Source organism: Alcaligenes sp. Me129 (assembly GCF_050487245.1).
Lineage (GTDB): Bacteria > Pseudomonadota > Gammaproteobacteria > Burkholderiales > Burkholderiaceae_B > Alcaligenes > Alcaligenes phenolicus.
The window spans coordinates 1-20352 of sequence record NZ_JBKQGX010000025.1; the positions used below are offsets into that span (position 1 = coordinate 1).

At 56.2% G+C, this 20352-nt stretch carries 24 protein-coding genes; 21 read left to right on the forward strand and 3 right to left on the reverse strand.

Translation table 11 applies throughout. The annotated features are described in order from the left end of the window. A partial coding sequence (locus ACLPGZ_RS18300) for a Maf family protein (RefSeq protein WP_429641806.1) occupies window positions 1–521 on the reverse strand: 521 nt, incomplete at its 3' end. Between the two features lie 77 nt (window positions 522–598). Here ACLPGZ_RS18300 and ACLPGZ_RS18305 point away from each other — a divergent pair. From ACLPGZ_RS18305 to rarD, 21 genes are all read left to right on the forward strand, one after another. Next, window positions 599–832, forward strand: coding sequence for a hypothetical protein (locus ACLPGZ_RS18305; RefSeq protein WP_226349214.1), 234 nt, complete (start codon window positions 599–601; stop codon window positions 830–832). A gap of 29 nt (window positions 833–861) precedes the next feature. Further along, a complete protein-coding gene (locus ACLPGZ_RS18310) occupies window positions 862–1383 on the forward strand; it encodes a YceD family protein (RefSeq protein WP_239054494.1) in 522 nt (173 codons plus the stop codon). 74 nt (window positions 1384–1457) lie between these two features. After that, window positions 1458–1640, forward strand: coding sequence for a 50S ribosomal protein L32 (gene rpmF, locus ACLPGZ_RS18315; protein WP_003800968.1), 183 nt, complete (start codon window positions 1458–1460; stop codon window positions 1638–1640). Window positions 1641–1681: 41 nt separating this feature from the next. Beyond that, window positions 1682–2770 carry a phosphate acyltransferase PlsX gene (gene plsX, locus ACLPGZ_RS18320; RefSeq protein WP_009456590.1) on the forward strand — a complete coding sequence of 363 codons (1089 nt, stop codon included), beginning with the start codon at window positions 1682–1684 and terminating at the stop codon, window positions 2768–2770. A gap of 25 nt (window positions 2771–2795) precedes the next feature. Further along, a complete protein-coding gene (locus ACLPGZ_RS18325) occupies window positions 2796–3773 on the forward strand; it encodes a beta-ketoacyl-ACP synthase III (RefSeq protein ID WP_009456588.1) in 978 nt (325 codons plus the stop codon). A gap of 46 nt (window positions 3774–3819) precedes the next feature. After that, the gene (gene fabD / locus ACLPGZ_RS18330) at window positions 3820–4758 is read left to right on the forward strand and encodes an ACP S-malonyltransferase (protein ID WP_239054493.1); all 939 of its coding nucleotides are present in this window, start codon (window positions 3820–3822) and stop codon (window positions 4756–4758) included. Beyond that, window positions 4759–5502, forward strand: a complete 744-nt coding sequence (gene fabG / locus ACLPGZ_RS18335) for a 3-oxoacyl-ACP reductase FabG (RefSeq protein ID WP_021446870.1) — start codon at window positions 4759–4761, stop codon at window positions 5500–5502. It begins immediately after the preceding gene. Window positions 5503–5686: 184 nt separating this feature from the next. Continuing rightward, window positions 5687–5926 carry an acyl carrier protein gene (gene acpP, locus ACLPGZ_RS18340; RefSeq protein ID WP_003800961.1) on the forward strand — a complete coding sequence of 80 codons (240 nt, stop codon included), beginning with the start codon at window positions 5687–5689 and terminating at the stop codon, window positions 5924–5926. 140 nt (window positions 5927–6066) lie between these two features. Beyond that, a complete protein-coding gene (gene fabF / locus ACLPGZ_RS18345; protein WP_021446869.1) occupies window positions 6067–7299 on the forward strand; it encodes a beta-ketoacyl-ACP synthase II in 1233 nt (410 codons plus the stop codon). Window positions 7300–7573: 274 nt separating this feature from the next. Further along, the gene (locus ACLPGZ_RS18350; protein WP_226349219.1) at window positions 7574–7759 is read left to right on the forward strand and encodes a hypothetical protein; all 186 of its coding nucleotides are present in this window, start codon (window positions 7574–7576) and stop codon (window positions 7757–7759) included. Then, a complete protein-coding gene (rpoE, locus tag ACLPGZ_RS18355; RefSeq protein ID WP_009456579.1) occupies window positions 7759–8361 on the forward strand; it encodes an RNA polymerase sigma factor RpoE in 603 nt (200 codons plus the stop codon). Before ACLPGZ_RS18350 ends, rpoE begins: the two co-directional genes overlap by 1 nt. 9 nt (window positions 8362–8370) lie before the next feature. After that, a complete protein-coding gene (locus ACLPGZ_RS18360) occupies window positions 8371–8865 on the forward strand; it encodes a sigma-E factor negative regulatory protein (protein WP_429641808.1) in 495 nt (164 codons plus the stop codon). Beyond that, window positions 8862–9887 carry a MucB/RseB C-terminal domain-containing protein gene (locus tag ACLPGZ_RS18365; protein ID WP_230940648.1) on the forward strand — a complete coding sequence of 342 codons (1026 nt, stop codon included), beginning with the start codon at window positions 8862–8864 and terminating at the stop codon, window positions 9885–9887. The genes ACLPGZ_RS18360 and ACLPGZ_RS18365 overlap by 4 nt, the downstream gene beginning before the upstream one ends. 24 nt (window positions 9888–9911) lie before the next feature. After that, window positions 9912–11420: a DegQ family serine endoprotease gene (locus ACLPGZ_RS18370; protein ID WP_060186494.1), complete on the forward strand. Its 1509-nt coding sequence runs from the start codon at window positions 9912–9914 to the stop codon at window positions 11418–11420. A 243-nt stretch (window positions 11421–11663) separates the two neighbouring features. Beyond that, entirely contained in the window at window positions 11664–13457 is a 1794-nt protein-coding gene (gene lepA, locus ACLPGZ_RS18375; protein WP_026483097.1) for a translation elongation factor 4, read from the forward strand. Window positions 13458–13521: 64 nt separating this feature from the next. After that, on the forward strand, window positions 13522–14406 hold the full coding sequence (gene lepB / locus ACLPGZ_RS18380; RefSeq protein WP_009456564.1) for a signal peptidase I: 885 nt from the start codon (window positions 13522–13524) through the stop codon (window positions 14404–14406). Continuing rightward, window positions 14406–15164 carry a ribonuclease III gene (rnc, locus tag ACLPGZ_RS18385; RefSeq protein WP_009456563.1) on the forward strand — a complete coding sequence of 253 codons (759 nt, stop codon included), beginning with the start codon at window positions 14406–14408 and terminating at the stop codon, window positions 15162–15164. The genes lepB and rnc overlap by 1 nt, the downstream gene beginning before the upstream one ends. Next, a complete protein-coding gene (gene era, locus ACLPGZ_RS18390) occupies window positions 15161–16051 on the forward strand; it encodes a GTPase Era (protein ID WP_026483096.1) in 891 nt (296 codons plus the stop codon). The genes rnc and era overlap by 4 nt, the downstream gene beginning before the upstream one ends. Next, entirely contained in the window at window positions 16044–16634 is a 591-nt protein-coding gene (recO, locus tag ACLPGZ_RS18395) for a DNA repair protein RecO (RefSeq protein WP_026483095.1), read from the forward strand. Before era ends, recO begins: the two co-directional genes overlap by 8 nt. A gap of 1 nt (window position 16635) precedes the next feature. Then, window positions 16636–17241, forward strand: a complete 606-nt coding sequence (locus tag ACLPGZ_RS18400) for a PIN domain-containing protein (RefSeq protein WP_035272512.1) — start codon at window positions 16636–16638, stop codon at window positions 17239–17241. Then, window positions 17238–18143: an EamA family transporter RarD gene (gene rarD, locus ACLPGZ_RS18405; protein ID WP_035272513.1), complete on the forward strand. Its 906-nt coding sequence runs from the start codon at window positions 17238–17240 to the stop codon at window positions 18141–18143. Before ACLPGZ_RS18400 ends, rarD begins: the two co-directional genes overlap by 4 nt. Before the next feature lie 245 nt (window positions 18144–18388). Here the strand turns inward: rarD and epsC are convergent, their stop codons facing one another. Continuing rightward, window positions 18389–19318, reverse strand: a complete 930-nt coding sequence (epsC, locus tag ACLPGZ_RS18410; protein ID WP_035272518.1) for a serine O-acetyltransferase EpsC — start codon at window positions 19316–19318, stop codon at window positions 18389–18391. A gap of 266 nt (window positions 19319–19584) precedes the next feature. Then, on the reverse strand, window positions 19585–20295 hold the full coding sequence (locus tag ACLPGZ_RS18415; protein WP_009456559.1) for a Bax inhibitor-1/YccA family protein: 711 nt from the start codon (window positions 20293–20295) through the stop codon (window positions 19585–19587). Between the last annotated feature and the right edge of the window lie 57 nt (window positions 20296–20352).

Below are 20352 nucleotides of genomic sequence, written 5' to 3' on the forward strand. Positions count from 1 at the left end.
GGGTTCAAGCCAAAGTGACGCAGCATGGTGCACAGCTCGATCAGCGGCAGGCCAATGATAGCGGTTGGGTCGTCCGAGCGCATGGACTCCATCAGGGCAATACCCAGGCTTTCGGCCTTGGCGCTGCCAGCGGTGTCATACGGTTTTTCCTGCAGCAAATAGTGCTCGATTTCTTCATCACTCAATGCGCGAAAACGACAATTGGTAACAATATCGCTGCACAGAAATTCCTGGCCATCCGTCACGCATAAAGCGCTATGGAAATCGATGTCTTGACCGCTCAGGCGACGCAGTTGTTTCTGCGCACCGGCATGGTCGCCAGGCTTGCCAATAGCGTCCTGGCCCGATGTGGCGACCTGATCGGAGCCGATCACGAGGGCGCCTGGGTTCAGCTGGCTGATACGGGCCGCTTTTTCACGCGCCAGACGCAGGCTGAGCTGGGCGGGAGCCTCTGCGGGAAGTGGGGTTTCATCAATGTCAGGAGACTGACAGGTGAAAGGCAAGCCCAAACGCGCTAACATAGCGCGGCGATAGACTGAGCTTGATGCAAGGATGAGACGCATAGTGTGTTTTAGCTGTGCTTTGGTTTGACTGCCTTGTGCTTAGCACGGTATTATCTAATGTTTTCTTCGTTATTGAAATGGTTGTGGGCTGGCTTGGCGGTTTGCCGGCTGCGCTTTACATGCTTCAATACCGAGGGGCAGGAAAAAAAGCAGTACAAGAAAAAGTGGTAGAGCCCCCAAGCGATACCAAGGCAGTGAAACAAGCAAGCAGCAAACAAGCGAAAGCGACAAATAAAGCAGAACAAACAAGCGGTTCCAGATCCTGGTAAAACCGTGGTTTGATGCCCTAAGCATACTTATGACGACACAGTATATCGACACCTTGAATCTAGCCCGTGCCCCTCAGGAAATGTCGGGTCAGGTGCTGGTGGAAGATTTGTCTCGTCTGGTATCCGATTTGCCCGATCAAGGCGATTTGCGCATTGACTGGAGTGTGTCGGGTCGGGAAGATTCTGCCCGGCGTCGTTTTGTGCATGTGCAGGCCAAAGGTAGTGTCATTTTGGAATGCCAGCGCTGTGTGAAGCCTTTTGAGTGGCCCATCGATATTTCCAACGAAGTACAGATTGTGGCAACCGAGGACGAACTTGAGCTGGATGATGACGATGCGGAAGGTCCTGATCGCATCTTGTGTGAAGGCCAGTTGGATGTCCTGGGACTGGTCGAGGACGAGCTGATTCTTAGCGTGCCTTATGTGCCGCGCCATGAGGTTTGTCCCGACGCGCAGTCGCTGTCCATGGAAGCCAAGTCTGACGACCTGGATGAGTCCGCCTTTGAGCGGCCATCCCCGTTTGCCGTATTGGGCTCGCTCAAGAAGTCTTGATTGTTTGTTACTAATTCGTTAATTTTTTCGGGCTGCACCCATTTATTCGGGGTTGTCCATCTACAGGAGTCATCATGGCTGTTCAGCAGAATAAAAAGAGCCCGTCCCGGCGTAACATGCGTCGTTCGCACGACGCGCTTACTGGTCCTTCGACGGCTATCGAGCCTACGACTGGCGAACTGCACCTGCGTCACCACATCAGCCCTAACGGCATCTACCGTGGCCGTAAAGTGCTGAAAACAAAGAACGACGAGTAATAGTCTCTTTGTCGTTGCAAGCAACATAGGTTGCATGCTTGATGTCTAACAAAAAAATACGTATTGCCATCGATTGCATGGGCGGCGATATCGGTTTATCCGTCACTGTCCCTGCAGCGCTGCTTTTTGCCAAGCGCTATCCGGATGTGCACTGCTTATTGGTTGGCGAGCCTCAGGCCATCGAGCAAACATTGCGTGCGCAAGGTAATGTCGATACCTCCTGGTACGACATTCTTCCCGCATCCGAAGTTGTCACCATGGCCGATTCGGTCGAGGTGGCCCTGCGCCGCAAAAAAGACTCCTCCATGCGAGTGGCTGCCCAGTCCGTCAAGGACGGGATAGCTGATGCCTGCATTTCTGCGGGCAATACCGGCGCATGGATGGCAATTTCGCGCTACGTACTCAAAACTCTGGATGGGATTGATCGCCCAGCCATTGCCACGTCCATCCCGAACCAAAAGGGCGGGGCCACGATCATGCTGGATCTGGGCGCCAATGTGGATTGCTCCGCAGAACACCTGTTGCAGTTCGCCATTATGGGATCTGCTCTGGCCAGTATTGTGGATCGCCATGAGCGTCCCACCGTGGGTCTGCTCAATATTGGGGAAGAGGTCATCAAAGGCAACGAGGTCGTCAAAAAGGCGGCTGAACTGTTGCGCTCCAGCGGACTGAATTTTTACGGCAACGTAGAAGGTGACGATATCTGCAAAGGTACCGTCAACGTGGTCGTGTGCGACGGTTTCGTGGGCAATGTGGTCCTTAAATCCATTGAAGGGCTGGCCAAGATGGTCGGCAGTATGCTGCGCGACGAATTTACCCGTGACCCATTGAGCAAAGTGTCCGCTTTGCTGGCTCGTCCTGTCTTGAATCGTTTCCGCGACAGGGTGGATAATCGCCGTCATAACGGTGCGGCCCTTTTGGGTTTACGCGGTATTGTTATCAAGAGTCATGGTTCTGCCGATGCCTACGCTTTCGGTTATGCTTTGCAACGGGCCCGCGGTGCGGTGCTCAATGGTCTGCTCAGCGGTACCAGCCAGGCAGTCGAACGCATCATGCAAAGTGTGAACTTGCATGAAGAGCAAAGCGGCGAACCAGATACACGCCATACTTCAGAGCCCTCGTCCTCATAAGAACGGGCTTGATCGGGAACATAAAATGACGATATTTGCCAAGATTATCGGTACAGGCGGCTACCTGCCTCCTCGGATTGTGTCTAACGATGATCTAGCGGTGGAGCTGGCTCAAAAGGGTATCGAAACCTCCGATCAGTGGATTGTCGAGCGTACCGGTATTCACCAGCGTCATCTTGCCGATCCCGGTGTCCGTACCAGCCACTTGGCAACCCAGGCCGCGCGTCAGGCGCTGGAAGATGCGGGCATTGCTGCCCAGGATCTGGACCTGATTGTGGTGGCTACTTCCACTCCCGATTACGTTTTCCCCAGCACTGCATGTCTGGTGCAGGCCGAATTGGGCAACAAGGGCGCTGCCGCGTACGACGTACAAGCGGTGTGCAGCGGCTTTGTCTATGCACTGACGACTGCCGACGCCATGATCAAGGCCGGCCGTGCGCGCAATGCGTTGGTCATCGGTGCTGAAGTGTTCTCCAGCATCCTGGACTGGAACGACCGCTCTACCTGCGTCCTGTTTGGCGACGGTGCGGGCGCTGTGGTTCTGCAAGCCAGCGATGAACCCGGTGTTCTGGCTGCCCAGCTCAATGCGGATGGCAGTCAAATGGGTATTTTGTGCGCGGCCGGCAATGTCTCGCACGGTCAGGTAGTGGGCGATCCCTTCCTGCGTATGGATGGTCAGGCTGTGTTCAAGCTGGCTGTCACTTCTCTGGCCGCTTCGGCCAATCAAGTCTGCGAACAGGCTGGCGTCTCTCTGGCCGATATCGATTGGCTGGTGCCGCACCAGGCCAACGTTCGTATCATCAATTTTCTAGGTCGTAAGCTGGGTATCCCCTCCGAGAAGGTGGTTATCACGGTTGATCAACATGCCAACACCTCGGCAGCCAGTGTGCCTTTGGCCCTGAATGCCGCTCGCCGGGATGGTCGTATCCGTGCCGGTGATCTGGCGCTGTTGCAAGGCGTGGGTGGCGGCTTTACCTGGGGTTCGGTGCTGGTCCGCTGCTAAGTAGCGCGATCCGGATTACCGCCTCATCTCTTTGGGTTTTTCTACCATGAAAATTGCGTTTGTCTTTCCAGGACAAGGCTCGCAGTCCGTAGGCATGCTCGATGCCTGGGCCGAGTCTGCTGTCGTACAGCAAGCCATTGCACAAGCCAGCCAGTCGCTGGGCCAGGACCTGGCTCAGTTGATGGCACAAGGGCCTGCCGAGGCTCTGAACCTGACTACCAATACTCAACCTGTCATGCTGGCTAGCGCCGTGGCCATGTATCGGGCCTGGATTCAGGCCGGTGGCCCCGCTCCTGCCGTGATGGCCGGTCATAGCCTGGGTGAATACTCGGCCCTGACTGCTGCCGGTGCTCTGAGCCTGGAACAAGCAGTTCCGCTGGTTCGCATCCGTGCCGATGCCATGCAAGCTGCCGTACCTGTGGGTGTCGGTACCATGGCTGCCGTGCTGGGTCTGGATGACGATCAGGTGCGCGATGTGTGTGCTCGTGCCTCTGAGGGACAGCAGATTGTTCAGGCTGTTAACTACAATGCGCCTGCTCAGGTTGTGATAGCCGGGAATGTGGAAGCGGTAGATCGTGCATGTGCGCTGGCTAAAGAAGCCGGTGCCAAGCGTGCCTTGGTGCTGCCTGTATCGGCTCCTTTCCACTCCAGTCTGTTGGAACCGGCAGCTGCTGTGCTGGCCCAGGCTCTGGCCTCGGTTCAAGTGCAAACGCCTGCTATTTCCGTGATCAATAACGTGGACGTAGCCGCGCCTACCGACCCCGAACAGATTAAAGATGCGCTGGTCCGTCAGGCCTGGCATCCCGTGCGCTGGGTTGAGACTATCCAGGCCATGAAGGCTCAAGGAGTCACCCACGTGGTCGAGTGTGGTCCAGGCAAAGTGCTGACGGGGCTGGTCAAGCGTATTGACCGTGATCTGGTCGCCTTGTCGATCAGCGACCCTGCGTCCTTGCAGGCCACTTTGGAAGCCCTGGAGGGAGCATAAATGCAAGAATTGGACCTAAGCGGCAAGACTGCACTGGTAACCGGCGCATCGCGCGGTATCGGTCAGGCGATTGCTAAAGAATTGATGGCACGAGGTGCCAAGGTGGTTGGTACCGCTACTTCCGAGTCCGGCGCACAGGCGATTTCCGCTGTGCTGGATCAGAATGGCAGCTACGGCCATGTTTTGAACGTGGACGACCCGGCTGCTTGCGAAGCGCTGATTTCGGCTTTGAGCAAAGAAGACGGTGGCCCGCACATTCTGGTTAATAATGCCGGTATTACGCGTGACAACCTGGCCATGCGCTTGAAAGATGAAGACTGGGACGCCGTTATCCAGACCAATCTAAGTGCCGTGTTCCGCCTGTCGCGTGCCGTTATCCGCCCCATGATGAAAGCCCGCTGGGGCCGTATCATCAGCATCACTTCGGTGGTGGGCGAGAGCGGTAACCCCGGTCAAGCCAACTACGCAGCTGCCAAAGCCGGTGTCGCCGGCATGAGCCGTGCCTTGGCGCGCGAGCTCGGTAGCCGTAACATTACAGTTAATTGTGTCGCTCCGGGCTTTATTGATACGGACATGACACGCTCTCTGACCCCTGAGCAGTCGGCGGCAATTTTGTCGCAAATCCCCCTGGGACGACTGGGCGCTGCTGAAGATATCGCTAATGCGGTAGCCTTCCTGGCCGGGTCGCAAGCGCAATATATTACGGGCAGCACCATCCATGTGAATGGTGGTATGCACATGTAAGGCTTGGCATCGCGCCCGGCTGAGGTAAAATTGCGGGATTATTTGGGGCCTATTGCTTGAGCCGGCGTTGTAAGAATAACGTTGGGCCTCATACAAGAACGCCGTTTTTTGTCATAGCTTATCCCTCTTAGCAGTATGGATTGGCTATAATTTGCGGGAATTTTTCCCAACTTGGAGAATCTGCATGGAAAGCATCGAACAGCGCGTCAAGAAGATCGTCGCTGAACAACTTGGCGTTAACGAAGCCGAGATCAAAAACGAATCTTCTTTTCTCGACGACCTCGGTGCCGACTCGCTCGACATGGTCGAGCTCGTGATGGCGCTCGAAGACGAATTCGAAACCGAAATACCAGACGAAGAAGCTGAGAAAATCACGACGGTCCAGCAAGCTGTGGACTACATCAATTCTCACAGCAAGCAGTAAGTTCAATTAAGAGGGTGGGCGGCATTGTGCACGCCCTCGCTCCAGAGCGGTTTCCAGAGAGTAGCCTGTGCCCGGCGGCTTTAGCTTGCAAGACGCAGTTATTCCCTTTAAACCGCTTTTTTTGTGTTTAGGAGTCATCCGTGAAACGACGTGTCGTGATTACCGGGCTGGGTATTGTTTCCCCGGTCGGCAACGATATTCCTACCGCGTGGGATAACATCGTCAATGGGCGTTCGGGCATCGGGCGTATTACCCGTTTCGATCCTTCGGCCCTAACAGCCCAGATAGCGGGTGAGGTCAAGGATTTTGATTTAACACCATACATTTCGTCCAAAGAAGCCAAGCAGATGGATACCTTTATCCATTACGGCGTGGTGGCAGGTATGCAGGCCTGGAAGGATTGCGGTCTGGATATCAACAGCATCAATGCTGAGCGTGTGGGCGTTATCGTCGGTTCGGGGATTGGTGGTTTGCCCCGCATTGAAGAAACCCAAAAAGATTATCTGGAACGGGGCCCACGTCGGATTTCCCCGTTCTTTGTGCCTGGCTCCCTGGTCAACCTGGTGTCTGGCCAACTATCCATCGGCCTGGGCCTGAAAGGTCCTAGCTACGCTGTTGTGTCGGCATGTACAACCGGCCTGCACTCCATTGGTGACGCTGCTCGCTTGATCGAGTATGGCGACGCTGATGTGATGATTGCCGGCGGTGCCGAATCCACCGTGTCCCCTCTGGGCATTGGCGGTTTTGCCGCCATGCGTGCTCTGTCCACCCGTAACGACGATCCTGAAACAGCATCGCGTCCATGGGACATGGACCGTGACGGCTTTGTGCTGGGTGAGGGCGCTGGTGTGCTGGTGCTAGAAGAGTACGAACACGCCAAAAAACGTGGCGCCCGCATTTACGGCGAATTCTCCGGCTACGGCATGAGCTCGGATGCTCACCACATCACATCGCCAGACCGTGACGGTCCGCGTCGTGGCGTGATGAATGCCTTGCGTAACGGTGGCATCAACGCTGACGAAGTTCAGTACGTCAACGCACACGGTACTTCTACGCCACTGGGCGACGTGAACGAGTCCGAAGCATTGAAACTGGCTTTTGGCGATCACGCTTACAAGCTGGTGGTCAACTCCACCAAGTCCATGACGGGTCACCTGCTGGGTGCGGCCGGTGGTATTGAAGCGGTGTTCACCACCTTGGCGGTGTATAACCAGATCTCGCCTCCAACCATCAACATCTTCAACCAGGATCCTGCCTGCGACCTGGATTACTGCGCCAACCAGGCGCGTGACATGAAGATTGATGTCGCTCTGTCCAACTCTTTCGGGTTTGGCGGCACTAACGGTTCGATGGTGGTTCGTCGTCTTCGCTAAGTTAGACTGCCCCACTCGTAACGCCCAGTCCTGGTCGATCGGAGCTCCGGCTCCGGTGCGCCGACTGGGCGCTTTTGTCTGTGCCTTGCTTGCAGCAGCCCTGGCCTGGACAATGTCTAGCTGGCAATGGCCCTGGGCCCTGGCAATATTGGCAGGTGCTTTGTGGGCTTATTTTTTGTATGCTCGCAGTCGTGGGGCATGGGATGAGCGCGCTACACTAGCGCATCGTGCAGGGCTATACTCCTTGCAGTGCGAGGGGGCAGCAAAGGAGTCCGTGCAAATAGAGCAGATCTGGCGTTGTGCCTGGTTCATGACCTTGCGTTTGCGCCGTGATTGCACCAAGGCTTGCCGTACCGTGACCGTATGGCGCCGCGCCCAGTCGCAGCAGGACTGGTGGGCCTTGTCTCTATGTGCCAACCGACTGTCTCATCAGGTCCGTGCTCAGAATAAGGATTCTTAATGAGTGAACGCGATACCGATGCCGAACTAGTTGCACGTGTTCAGCGTGGGGATAAGCGAGCCTTTGACCTGCTGGTACTGAAGTACCAGCGCAAGATCATGCGTCTGCTCAGCCGCATGGTACGTGACCCGTCTGAAGTCGAGGACGTGGCTCAGGAAACCTTCATCAAAGCGTACCGAGCTCTTCCCCAGTTCCGGGGCGAGAGTGCTTTTTACACCTGGCTGTACCGCATTGCGATCAACACGGCCCGTAACTGGCAGGCCTCGGCCGCCCGACGTCCCAATACTTTGCAGAACGTCGAAACTGAAGAAGGTGAAACTTTTGACCGAATCGACAACCTAAGCGATATAAGCACGCCAGAATCCATGATGGTCAGTCGCCAGATTGCTGAAACGGTAAATACAGCGATCCAGGCACTGCCCGAAGAGTTGCGGACGGCTATCGTGCTACGTGAAATAGAAGGTATGAGCTACGAAGATATTGCTCAGACCATGGACTGCCCTATAGGAACTGTACGCTCACGCATCTTTCGAGCCCGTGACGCCATTGCTGCGCAATTGCGTCCCATACTCGATGGTGAAGATAGTGAACGACGGTGGTAAGGATTGATGATGCAAGCCCTGAAATCCCATTCCGATGATGATCAACTCAATGCCTGGGAGGCCGCCGTGTCTTCCTGGGTGGATGGCGAGGCTGAAATACGCCCCGAGGAACTGGACTCCCCCTACGGGCGTCAAGTCTGGGATACCTACCATTTGATTGGTGACGTCATGCGTACCGATGCGCTGGCGATCCGTACGTCGGATCGCTTTTACGCGCGTCTGTCCAAAGCAATTGACGAAGAGCCTACCGTGCTCGCCCCGAATGCCATGAAACGACCCTTGGTGCAGCGCTATGGTGTCAGCGGCCTGGCCGTGGTGGCTGTCGTGGCTGCCGCCTTGTGGGTAGGCCTGCCGTATATGGGGGTGAACTCCGTGCCAGGCACGCTGGTGGCCAGCGCCCAGGATGATCAGCTCTGGAATGATTACGCGGATTTGCACCGCGACTTTGTTGGTACCGGTCCGGTACGCCATGTTTCCTTTGAAAGTGGAGCCCTGGGTCAATGAGGTCTGTACGTATGCCGTCGCAGATGGGCTTGGCGCGTCTCTATAAGGGCTTGTTTGCCCTTTCTCTGGCGGTGCTGTGCACACCTGTACTGGCTCAGGATGCCAGCGGGCTGGAGCCCCTGGATCTGCCCTGGTTGCAGAAAGTCCATAAAGCGGCGCGTGACCTGGATTATTCCGGGGTCATTATTTACACCCAGGATCAGGCCAGCCAGTCCATGAAACTGGTCCACATTATTGATGGTACCGGCGAGCGCGAGCGTCTGGAGATTCTGGACGGCGAGCCGCGCGAGTTTCTGCGTCAGAACGAAGTCACCCAATGCCTGATTCCCGAAAAGAAAATGGTGGTGATCGAGCGTCGTGAAAACGAACGCTTTCCCAGTTTTCTGGTTGGTGATGTCAGCCAATTACCCAATTTTTACGATATGCGCCGCTTGCCATCGCGCGAGCGCGTGGCCGGTCGCCCTTGCGACCTGATCGAGCTGGTTCCCAAGGATGATCAGCGTTACGGCTACCGCGTGTGTGCCGATACCGATCATCATTTGCTATTGAAAATGCAGACTCTGGACCCACAACAAGAGGTAGTGGATCAGATCGCTTTTGCCTCTGTTGCCTTTGGCGAGCAGGTGGATTTGCAGGAACTGCGTACCAGTTGGAACCCCAGCAAGTGGGAAGTGGTCGAACCCGAAGTACGAAAAATAGATTTGAACGAGCTGGGTTGGCATCTGGCCATGCCTGCCGGTTTTACCTTGCGGTCCGAAATGCTCCGGCCCATGCGTGCGGGGCGTCAGGTTACCCATTTGATGTTGTCTGATGGTCTGGCTGCCATTTCCGTGTTTCTGGAGAAGGTAGGGACCCCTGAAGCAGAAGAAAACAGCCTGGGTGCCTTTCACCGTGGCTCCATGAATATGTACCGCAGTCGCATTAATGATTATGTTTTGACCAGCACGGGTGCCGTACCTGTACAGACCTTGCGCGCCTTGCTGGAAGGTACCCAGTTCACCCCTCTATCCCGGACACATTGACTATCGTCCACCAGGAGTCTTTGAATGGAAAAATCGAGTCAAAAAATGCGTATTCCTGTTCTCTCGGCCTTGACGGCGGCCGTGATGCTGGCGGCGGGTGCGCCTATGGCCTACGCGCAGGCTCAGCCTGTCACGACAACCGAGCAAGTCCAGAGCACGACGCTGGGGCTGCCTGACTTTACTGGCGTTGTTGCCAAGACCGAGGATGGAGTAGTCAATATCCGTACCACCGAGGCCGTCCGGGTGCGCTCCCCCGCCATGGGTCCGGGCTCGGATCCTTATGATATGTTCCGCTGGTTCTTTGGGCCCGATTTCATGCCGCCCGGCATGGCGCCGCAGCGCCCTCGTGGCGGTGGCAATGAAGGCCAGCAGCCTCAAGAGCGCACAGTGCCACGTGGTGTGGGTTCGGGTTTCATCATCTCTGCTGACGGCTACATCCTGACCAATAACCATGTGGTGGCCGACTCCAATGGCATTTTCGTCACGCTGAGCAACGGCAAGGAATATCCAGCCAAGATCATCGGGACGGACGAGCGCACCGACGTGGCCCTGATCAAGATCGAAGCCAAAGACCTGAAGCCCATGGTGATCGGTGATTCCAAGCAGCTCAAGAAAGGACAGTGGGTTCTGGCTATTGGCTCGCCCTTCGGTCTGGAATCCACCGTGACTTCCGGGATTGTCAGCGCCATCAACCGTGAAACGGGCGATTACCTGCCTTTCATTCAGACCGACGTGGCTGTGAACCCCGGTAACTCCGGGGGTCCGCTGATCAATCTGAATGGCGAAGTAGTGGGTGTGAACTCCCAGATCATTTCGCGTAGCGGTGGCTTCATGGGTATTTCCCTGGCCATTCCTATCGACGAAGCCATGAATGTGGTCGAGCAGCTCAAGTCTGACGGCAAGGTGACTCGCGGTCGTATCGGTGTGCAGATCACTCCGGTAGCCGATGATGTCGCTACCGCGCTGGGTCTGAAAGACAGCAAGGGTGCCTTGGTCAGCAGCGTGGAAGAGGGCGGTCCTGCCGCCAAGGCCGGTATTCAGTCTGGCGACGTGATCCTGAAGTTCAACGGTCGCACCATTGATCAAATGACAGACCTGCCCCGTATTGTGGGAGGCACCAAGCCTGGTCAAAGCTCCACACTGGAAATCTGGCGCAAGGGCAAGTTGCAGACCATCAAGATTGATGTCGAAGAAATGCCTTCCAGCAGCCCAACTGCTGCCGCCAAGGACGAGAAAGACAATCCTGCTGCCAGCACGGCCGATGCCTTTGGCTTGAAAGTGACGGCAGTTCCTGCTGCTGATCTGAAGCGTTTGGGCGTGGAAAGTGCGGTTCAGGTGACAGAGGCCACGGCCCCTGCCAGCGAAGCCGGTCTGCAGCCTGGTGACCTGATTTTGCGTGTCAACGATAAAGACGTAGGGACGCCGGATCAATACGCTAAAATGGTGGCTTCCTTGGATAAATCCAAAGCAGCAGCCTTGCTGGTTTTGCGTGCGGGCCAGTCGCAATGGGTTTTGATTACGCCATCGAAATAAAAATTCTGTAAAACGGCTAAAATGGTAGTCATTGATGAACTCCGGCCAGGGGCCGGAGTTTTTCCGCCGCTATTCGCGGGGGCAGTTTGCCCCGAATGGATACTGGCTCCACGTGCGCCCGTCTGACAGGACGGGTCTTGCGTTTTCGGCGCGTGGACTGAAAAGGGGCGTCATGGGCGCCCCTTTCTTGTGCCGTCTCTCTGGCATTGCGCCTCAACATTTTCTTTGTTTATTAACGGGTTTATGGATCACATCCGCAATTTCTCTATTATTGCCCACATCGATCATGGCAAATCGACCTTGGCTGACCGCCTGATCCAACGCTGTGGTGGCCTGGCCGACCGCGAGATGTCGACCCAGGTTCTGGATTCGATGGACATCGAGAAAGAGCGTGGCATCACGATTAAGGCCCAGACCGCCGCTTTGCACTACAAGGCTCAGGATGGCAAGGTTTACAACCTGAACCTGATCGACACCCCCGGCCACGTTGACTTCTCCTATGAAGTCAGCCGTTCCTTGTCGGCCTGTGAAGGTGCCTTGCTGGTCGTGGACGCTTCCCAAGGTGTGGAAGCGCAGACTGTAGCCAACTGCTATACCGCTTTGGATCAGGGCGTGGAAGTGATTCCAGTGCTCAACAAAATGGACTTGCCCTCGGCTGACCCGGATGCCGCTCGCCAGGAGGTGGAAGACGTGATTGGCATTGATGCCAGTGACGCAATTGCCGCCAGTGCGAAAACCGGCCTGGGTATCGACGAGATCCTGGAAACCATCGTGGCGCGTGTTCCCCCGCCAGTGGGTGATCCTACCGCTCCCTTGCAAGCCCTGATCATTGACTCCTGGTTTGACAATTACGTGGGCGTGGTCATGCTGGTGCGCATCGTCAACGGTGTGCTCAAGCCCAAGGAAAAAATTCTGCTGATGGCCACCCGTGCGACGCACCTGGTCGAGCATATCGGTGTCTTTACCCCCAAGTCTGAAAACCGTCCTCATCTGTCTGCAGGCGAGGTGGGTTTCATCATTGCCGGTATTAAAGAGCTGGAACACGCCAAGGTGGGTGACACCATCACTCTGGCCGGCAAACCGGCTGAAAAAGCCTTGCCGGGCTTCAAGGAAGTGAAGCCTCAGGTGTTTGCCGGTTTGTACCCGGTGGAGAGCAGTGAGTACGACCAGCTGCGCGACTCCCTGGAAAAGCTCAAGCTGAACGACTCGTCCCTGATGTTCGAGCCCGAAGTGTCCCAGGCGCTGGGTTTTGGTTTCCGTTGCGGTTTCCTGGGCCTGCTTCATATGGAAATCGTCCAGGAGCGTCTGGAGCGCGAATTCGACATGGATATCATCACCACCGCGCCGTCGGTGGTGTACGAGGTCGAGCGTCGTGACGGCGAAGTCTTGATGATTGAAAGCCCTTCTCGCATGCCGGAAGTGTCCCATATCGAAGACGTACGCGAGCCTATTGTTGTGGTTTCGCTGCTAATGCCGCAGGAATACGTGGGCCCGGTCATGACCCTGTGTACAGCCAAGCGCGGTTTGCAGTTAAATATGACCTATCATGGCCGTCAGGTGAACCTGGTCTATGAGATGCCTCTGGCCGAGATCGTGCTGGACTTCTTTGACCGACTCAAATCGGTATCGCGCGGCTACGCTTCCATGGACTACGAGTTCAAGGAATACCGTTCGGCCGATGTGGTCAAGGTTGATATCCTGATCAACGGCGACCGGGTTGATGCCCTGTCCATGATTGTGCACCGTAGCAACGCCCGTTACCGTGGACGCGAAGTGGTCGCCAAGATGCGCTCTCTGATTCCGCGGCAGATGTTTGATATTGCGATTCAGGCTGCCATTGGCGCCGAAGTTATTTCTCGCGAAAACGTCAAGGCATTGCGCAAGAACGTGCTGGCCAAGTGTTATGGCGGCGATATTTCTCGTAAGAAAAAGCTGCTTGAGAAGCAAAAAGCCGGTAAGAAGCGGATGAAGCAAGTTGGGAACGTGGAAATTCCGCAGGAAGCCTTTTTGGCAATTTTGCAGGTCGAGGATAAGTAATGCTCTGGTCGGCAGCTCAAGCCGACCACAGCCAGGACTGCTTTAATTTCTTTAAAGGAAACCGATGAGCTGGGATTTCGCTCTGATTTTGTTTGTACTGCTGATACTGACCGGCGCAATCTGGTTTTTGGATCGTTTCTCCCTGCGCTCGCGCCGTCTGGCGCGTGCGCAGGCCGCGATGCAGGCGGTACCGGAAACGGCAGCTCAAGACCCTGAGCACTTGCAGCAACTGCGCCAGGACGCTTATGACCAGGCCAACCGCATGCCGTGGTGGATTGAGTATGGCGTCAGTTTTTTCCCAGTCATTCTGTTCGTGTTTGTATTGCGCTCTTTTATCATCGAGCCTTTTCGCATTCCGTCGGGCTCCATGTTGCCCACGCTGAAAAATGGCGATTTGATTCTGGTGAACAAATACGAGTACGGCATTCGCCTGCCTGTCAGTGGTACCAAGGTTGTGCCTTTGGGCCATCCCGAGCGTGGCGATGTGATTGTGTTCCGCTATCCCGTTGATACCACTGTGGATTACATCAAGCGTGTGGTTGGTGTGCCGGGTGACCGCGTGGAGTACCGCGACAAGGTATTGTCCGTGAATGGTCAAGTCATTACCCAAGTGCGCAGTGGCGATTACTACGAGCCGGATCGCTCCGCTTACATTGGGCGCTATCTGGAAGAGCTGGGCAAAGTGCAGCACAACATCTTGCTGAACAAGACTCAGCCTCAGGGTTTGATGCCTATCGTGGCGTTCCCCAACCGCGACTCCTGTGAGTACTTCTCCAACGGCATCTCTTGTGTGGTGCCTGAAGGTAATTACTTTGTCATGGGAGACAATCGCGACAATAGTCTGGACAGTCGTTATTGGGGCTTTGTGCCCGATGAGAATATTGTGGGACGCGCCTTCTTTATCTGGATGAATTTCCGCGAACTTAGCCGTATAGGTCGCTTCCATTAATGAAACGTCTTGCTTTGCTTGAAGCCGCTATCGGCTACTCCTTCAAAGACACAGGCCTGCTTGAGCAGGCCTTGACCCATCGTAGCCACAGCGCTCGCCATAACGAGCGGCTGGAGTTCCTGGGGGATTCGGTCTTGAACTTCACGGTTGCGGCCTTGTTGTTCGACCGTTTCCAACGCATTGATGAAGGCGATCTGTCCCGCCTGCGAGCGAATCTGGTCAAACAGGCCGCTCTGGCGGAAATCGCTACCCGTCTGGGTTTGTCGGATTATTTGCGTCTGGGGGAAGGGGAGCTGAAAAGCGGTGGTTTCCGTCGTCCCTCCATTCTGGCAGACGCGCTGGAAGCCATTTTTGGCGCTGTCTTTCTGGACGCGGGCTTTACGCAAGCCCAAACCGTCATCACCCAGCTCTATGAGCCCATGCTGGTAGATGTGGACCCCAAAACCTTGGGGAAAGATCCCAAGACCTTGCTGCAGGAGCTGCTGCAAGGTCGCAAGCTGGATTTGCCGGTGTATACCGTGGTGGCCACCCATGGCGCAGCCCACGATCAGCTCTTCGATATCGAATGCACGATCGCCAAGCTCAACATCCATGTTCGTGCCAGTGGCAGCAGCCGTCGTGCGGCTGAACAAGCCGCCGCGACGCAGGCCATTGCTATTTTAGAAGCTGAATTTCCAGCCAAGACGACGCGCGCCAGTCGCCATCGTCGCCCCTCACAATTGACATTGCCCGTGGCAGTGTCGCAGGAAACAGAATGACAGAGACCCCTTTTCGCTGCGGCTTCGTGGCTATTGTTGGACGACCGAATGTCGGCAAGTCCACGCTGGCCAATGCCCTGATCGGCAGCAAGATTTCGATCGTGTCGCGCAAGGCGCAGACCACGCGTCACCGCATCAACAGTGTGCTGACGCGTGATCACGATCAAATGGTGTTTGTGGACACCCCCGGTTTTCAGACCAAGCACGGCGGGGCCATGAACCGCATGATGAACCGCGTCGTGACCCAGGCTCTGGCCGATGTGGACGTGGTGGTGCATGTGGTTGAAGCCGGCAAGTGGTCCGCTTCGGACGCCGAATTGCTGCCCATGCTGCCTAAAGGCGGCAAGACCATTCTGGTCATCAACAAGGTTGATGCCTTGAAAAGCAAGAATGACTTGCTGCCTTATATCGCCCGCCTGTCGCAGGAGTTCGAGTACGGCGCCGTGATTCCGGTCAGTGCTGCCAAGCGCCTGCAACTGGACCCTTTGCTGAACGAGATCGCCTCCCGCCTGCCTGAAGGTGAGGCCATGTTTGACGCTGACACCATTACCGACCGCTCGGTGCGCTTCATTACCTCGGAGCTGCTGCGCGAGAAGATCTTCCGCCTGGTGGGTGACGAGCTGCCGTACGGGTGTACCGTGGTTATCGAACAATGGGACGAGAACGAGCAGGGCGCGCGTATTTCGGCCTGCGTGGTCGTAGAACGCGAAAGCCACCGTCCGATTCTGTTGGGAGCGGGTGGCATGCACATGAAGCGCATTGCAACCGAGGCTCGCCAAGATATTGCCAAGCTGATCGACAAGCCCGTGTTCCTGGATGTGTATATCAAGGTGCGCAAGGGCTGGTCCGATCGTGAAGCGGTCCTGCGCGACCTGGGGTATGAGTAATCCCCGTCATCGCTTTCAGGACGAAGCGGGCTACATACTGCACACCAGTGCCTGGCGTGAAACGTCCCTGATCTGTCATGCCTTTACACGTAACCACGGGCTGGTGCCCCTGGTTGCAAAAGGCGCCAAAAGGCCGCATTCCATTTTGCGGCCTGCTTTGTCTGTGTTTCAGCCTTTGTTATTGGCCTGGTCGGGCAAAAATGAAGTCAAAACGCTGACACGGGCGGACTGCGCCGGGATTCGCCCCTTGAAAGGTCGTGCTCTGATGTCGGCCTGGTACATGAACGAATTGTTGATTCGTTTGTTGCCGCGTGAAGACCCACATCCTGTTTTGTTCGATGCCTACGAAGAGGCTCTGGTGCACTTGGCACAGATTCCTCGTCCACCCGTGGCGGGGGCCTTGCGGCGCTTTGAGTGGGTGCTGCTGACCGAAACCGGCTATGGCTTTGATGAAGCCACGCCGGACTTTGACGACCCTGTCGGCGAGCCGGAGTTGCGCATACGCTTGCGCGAACGCCTGAACAGCTTGCTGGGTCGCCCCTTGCATACCCGCTCTGTTCTCATGCAGCTGCAACGCTATTGATATGGCCGTCTCCCTTCCTTCCGTGCTGGTTCTGGATACCTGCGTACTGATCTCCAACGTACTGCGCCGCTTGCTCCTGGCCCTGGCTGACGAGCAGTTGTTCAAGCCTGTCTGGAGTCCGGTGATCGGGGACGAATGGCGGCGTAATGCGGGCAGGTTGTGGAAAGTCATGCCCACCTCTATCGAGGAGCAGTGGGAAGCGCTGCAACAGCGTTACCCCGAAGCCGATTTAGGCGATAGCAGCGAGTTCAAGAAGGACTTGCGCTACTCCGATGCCAAGGACTGGCATGTGATCGCCACTGCCCGTTTGGCACAGCAGCGTTATCCCGATCAGCCGGTCGGCATCTTGACCCGTAATCTGAAAGACTTTAATCGTTCCGAGCTGCGTCGCCTGGGGATCAGCTTGTGGGAGCCGGATCAGCTTTTGAGTTTGTACATGGCCGCGCACCCGGATTTGATGCAGCGTTTGCTGGATGGTTTGCCCGCTTTGATGCTGACGCCCGAAGCGCAGGCACTGGATACGCATACCTTGTTAAAGCGTGATCGTTTGTTCAGTGTGGGGCAGGCTTATTTGCGGCGTCAGAAAATGGACGAGGCGCACTCATGAAGCAAGGTGTTTTGCTGTCGGTCCTGGCCTCCGCTTTATTTGCCTGCCTGTACTACTACGCCACCGTCTTGCAGCCACTTAGTGGCGAGCAGGTTTTTGCCTGGCGTATTGTGCTGGGGCTGCCTGCTTTGGCTTTGGTGATCACTCGGGCACGGCGCTGGCGGGAAGTGCGTTGGGTATTGCGTCACTGGCCCGGGAATTGGCGCTATTTTGCCTTGCTCTTGCTGGCTGCAGCCCTGGTCGGGGTACAGCTCTGGATTTTTGTCTGGGCGCCTTTGCACCAGATGGCGCTGGACGTGTCCCTGGGCTACTTCCTCTTGCCGCTGATGATGGTGCTGGTAGGGCGGGTGATCTACAAAGACAGATTGAGCACCATTCAGTGGATTGCTGTGGCATTGGCCGGCGTGGGTGTGCTGCACGAGCTGTTCCGCGTAGGGAGCGTCTCCTGGGCGACAGCGGTGGTGGTTGTGGGTTATCCACCTTATTTCATGCTGCGCCGTTATCTGCGTCTTGGCTCGCTGGCTTCACTCTGGTTTGATCTGAGCTTCTTGTTCCTGCCAGCTTGCTGGCTGCTCTTTGTTCAAGACACGCAGATGTGGGGCCTGTTCGCGGATCAGCCTCGCTTGATCTGGCAGGTCCCGGTTCTGGGCCTGATCAGCTCGGTTGCGTTGGTCAGCTATCTGTCTGCCAGTCGTCAGTTGCCTTTGGCCTTGTTTGGCATTCTGGGCTATGTGGAGCCGGTGCTCTTGTTCTGGGTGGCGTATTTGCTGCTGGACGAGCCCATGAGCGCGAATCAGTGGTGGACCTATATTCCGATCTGGATTGCCATTTCCTTGATGGCTATGGAAGGTTTCATCAAGATGTGGCGACCCGGACCGCCTGTGCCGCCTCCCAAGGCGTAAACTCTGCTTGTTAGTACCAGCCAGTGCCGAAGGGCTGTTAGCGTCTACCCAGACGTTCTGGGGGCTTCCTGAGTGAAGCAGAACCCAATATAAAACGACTCCTGAAAGACCCTCTCCAAAGTTGGATAGCTATCCATGCTTTTGGGAAGGACATGACAGGAGTCGTTTTTTTTACTACGGGGCTCTTCTAGAGGAGATAGTCCGGGCCGTACCAGACTGGGTCCTGCGCGATATAAGCAGGCTGCTTAGCGCAGTTTCTCCGGGCAGTCAGGTTGATTGCGCAACAAATTGGCCTGGGTCACCGAACAACCCGCTGGTACGTCTTCCGTAATCCAGACATTCCCGCCAATCGTGGAGCCGGCACCCAGCGTGACGCGGCCCAGAATCGTGGCGCCAGCGTAGATGACCACATCGTCTTCCACGATGGGGTGACGGGCCTGGCCCTTGAGCAGCAAGCCTTTTTCGTCCTTGCTAAAGCGCTTGGCACCCAGGGTGACGGCCTGATAAATACGAACCCGCTTGCCGATGATGGCGGTCTCGCCAATCACAACGCCGGTGCCGTGGTCGATGAAACAGGAATGGTCAATTTGCGCGCCGGGGTGAATATCAATACCGGTCTGGCTGTGGGCCAGTTCTGCAATAATGCGCGCCGTCAGGGGCAGCCCCAGATTGGTCAGAGCATGGGCGATGCGGTGATGGATCATGGCCAGCAGACCGGGATAGCACAGCAGTACCTCGTCCACATTGCGGGCAGCCGGGTCGCCTTGATAGGCGGCGACCACGTCCAGATCCAGGGTGCGGCGCAAGTCTGGCAGCTTGTTGGCAAAAGCCTGTATGGCCTTGTGTGCCTGCTCTTCAATGGTTTCGCGATCGTATTTGTCACCACGGAGCAGGGCAGCGCGTTGCAGCTCGATACGCGCCTGTTGCAGCAGCGTATTGAGCGCCTGGCCCAGGTGGTGGCCGACAAAGTGATCTTCGTACTCGCGACGCAGCTCCGGGCTGCCCAGGCGCATGGGAAACAGGATGCCTTTGAGCTGCTCGGTCACTTGAATCAAAGCTTGTACCGACGGAAATTCCTGGCCTTCAAGCTCGTTCAAGCGTTGATGCGCCTGTCGCCATTCTTCGCGGGCCCCGCGCAGATTGTCGACGATATGTTGAGTTTCAAAGACTGCCACCAGTGTTCTCCAAAGGGGAAATTTTCTACAAGGTTTACTATACCCGCGCGTCTGAGCAAGGACACGAAAAACAGGGCGCTGCGTCAGGGTGATTCCCTTTGCCATGGCTCAGGCCTGGTCGTGCCGCTTCAAGGCCCCATGAGCTTGGGGCAAGATCAAGCAGATGAGGGGCATGGTCAGGTTTTCAAGCCAGCGTGCTTGAGCGTGCGGATAATAAAAAAAGCCCCCTTCGAAAAGGGGGCTTGGGGAGTGCGGGGTCCGCGATCTTATTCGCGGTTACCGCCCAGCACGCCTAAAAGCACCAGCAGGTTGCTGAAAATGTTGTAGACGTCCAGATAGATCGCCAGGGTGGCCGACACGTAGTTGGTTTCACCACCGTTGATGACGCGCTGCAGATCAACCAGCAAGAAGGCCGAGAAGATACCGATAGCCATCACGGAGATGGTCAGCATCAGCGCAGGCAGTTGCAGGAAGATGTTGGCCAAGGCCGCAACCAGCAAGATAACGGCACCGACAAACAGGAATTTCTGCATGCCGGAGAAATCACGCTTGGTGGTACTGGCAATAGTTGCCATGGCGCCAAAGACCGCAGCGGTACCGCCAAAGGCCAGCATGATCAGTTGTGCGCCATTACCCATGCCCAGGACAAAGCCCAGCAGACGGGACAGCATCACACCCATGAAGAAGGTAAAGGCCATCAGCAGGGCGACACCCAGCGAGCTGTTCTTGTTCTTTTCGATCAGGAACATCAGGCCAAAGGCACCGACCAGGAAAACAATGGCGCTCAGGCCTGGGCTGGCGCCCATAACCCGGTTAATCCCGGAGGACAGGCCCAGCAAGGCTCCCAGCACGGTGGGAATCATGGACAGGGCCAGCAGCCAGTAGGTGTTGCGCAGGACGCGATTGCGAGCAATCAGCGACTGGGCGCCCAGGGTGCCGTTATGCTCAGGCAAGCTTGATTGACGAAATTCGCTCATGATGAGTCCTTAGAATACAGAGAGATCAGTGGTCAAGAATAACTGACAACTACCTGA